2 protein-coding genes and 1 pseudogene are annotated in these 1,597 nt (G+C 62.4%); 2 read left to right on the top strand and 1 reads right to left on the bottom strand.

Annotation, left to right across the window (positions count from 1 at the left end; genetic code table 11):
- Positions 1-153 precede the first annotated feature (153 nt).
- Complete coding sequence (locus KZA10_RS14635; RefSeq protein WP_218683249.1) at positions 154-291, top strand: hypothetical protein; 138 nt, start codon at positions 154-156, stop codon at positions 289-291.
- A 52-nt stretch (positions 292-343) separates the two neighbouring features.
- Complete coding sequence (locus KZA10_RS14630; protein ID WP_218683248.1) at positions 344-652, top strand: hypothetical protein; 309 nt, start codon at positions 344-346, stop codon at positions 650-652.
- Here KZA10_RS14630 and KZA10_RS14625 read toward each other — a convergent pair.
- Positions 614-1,465 (bottom strand): annotated as a pseudogene (locus tag KZA10_RS14625) (IS481 family transposase); the annotation flags it as partial. The gene KZA10_RS14630 and the pseudogene KZA10_RS14625 sit on opposite strands and share 39 nt — an antisense overlap.
- Between the last annotated feature and the right edge of the window lie 132 nt (positions 1,466-1,597).

Raw genomic sequence — 1,597 nt, 5'->3', positions numbered from 1 at the left:
CGGCAGAGGAGCTTCCCGATCGCCTAGGAGAGCTCAGCGCCTTCGCGAACGGCTCGTCGTCCGAATCGCCCTACATCCCTCCCATTGTCCGCGCGATCATCACCCACTTCATGTTCGGGTATGACCATCTGGAGCGGGTGACACGCAGAACAAGTGGCTGTCGAACTCGCCTGGCAAAGCCACCGTCGGCTGGTGGGCTTCACTCCTGCATCCGGAAAACTGCAGAACGTCGATGTCTCCGACCTCGTCAAGACGCACTTTGATTACATCGATGGCCTTCAACTCAGCTAGACAAGGCCCGTCGGCCGCCTGTCGTCTTTAAGCGCACCGATACGCTCGACCCATGATCTTTTCGGCGACCGTCACCGGCTGGGAGTGGCTGTCCATACTCGCGGATACAGCCACCGTCGTCACGGGAGTGGCCGTGGTCTTCGCGGTCGTGCCGTTTTTCCAGGCGCGAAAGCGAGAGCGTCGAGCCGCCGACCAGTGGTACGTGGAACGGTATTGGACGCTCCAAGACAAGAAGCAACCACGCCAACGCTGGAATGGCGCGGTTTTCGTCAAGATCCCCTTCGCCATTCGTTGGGCTGAACTACGGCTCTGCGAGGACGAGCTAGATGTTCTTCCTCGTGAGGTTGTGAACACGGTCTGAGGGTGTGTGGCCGCCGATGCCGGTGTGGGGTCTGTGGTGATTGTAGTGATGGAGCCAGGCGTCGTAGGTCGCTGCTCGGGCTTCGTCGCTGGCGTAGGTCTCGGCGTAGGCCCATTCCTGGGCGAGGGTGCGGTTGAAGCGTTCGACCTTCCCGTTCGTCTGTGGGCGGTAGGGCTTCGTGAATCGGTGTTTGATGTCGGGTCCGAGAGCTGTCGCGAACGCGCGCGAGCGATAGCAAGAACCGTTGTCGGTGAGAACCTCTCGGACGGTGATACCCGCGCCTGCGAAGAACGCGTTCGCTCTCACCCAGAATGCTGACGCGGTCTCTTTGCGTTCGTCGTCGAGGATCTCTGAGTAGGCGAGCCGGGAGTGATCATCAACGGCGTGATGGAGGAACGCGTAACCGCGGCCCTTCTTCTTGTTGTTGCGGTTCCCGACGGTGCGACCCAGCATCCGATGCCCGCCGCCATCCGGGATACGGCCCTGTTTCTTGATGTCGACGTGGATGAGGTCACCGGGCCGTCCTCGTTCGTAGCGGACGGGCTTCGGGCGCCGGGCTGGGAGACCGGTGGCCTGATCGAGGTGCGTCAGGATCGGCATCCGGTACCGATGCAAGATCCGCTCGACGGTGGAGCGGGGCATGCGGAGGTGATATCCGATCCGGTGCGGGCCCCATCGTTTCGTGAATCGCAGTGCGATGATCCGCCGCTCGATACGCTGCGCGGTGCGCGCGGGACTGTGATGAGGGCGGGAGGAACGATCGGTCATCGGCGTCCCCGAACGAGCTCGCTTCGCCCATTTCGATGCCGTTGCCGGCGGGTCAAGTCCCCGGTAGTGGTGTAGCCGTTTCGTGATCCTTCGATGCTGGGTCAGGCGCTGAGTTCGAGGATGTTGTCGCTCACCTCCTCGGGTCCGGTGTCGGTGACGAGGGTGAGGCGGGACTTG

Source organism: Microbacterium sp. BF1, assembly GCF_019279095.1.
In the GTDB taxonomy this organism is placed as follows: Bacteria; Actinomycetota; Actinomycetes; order Actinomycetales; family Microbacteriaceae; genus Microbacterium; species Microbacterium maritypicum.
The sequence above is the reverse complement of the archived record's forward strand: the minus strand, read 5'-3'. Positions and strand labels throughout refer to the sequence as shown.

Bases quoted from the DNA above. Each gene is read 5' to 3' on its own strand.
- KZA10_RS14630 (WP_218683248.1), top strand. From the start codon at position 344: ATGATCTTTTCGGCGACCGTCACCGGCTGGGAGTGGCTGTCCATACTC.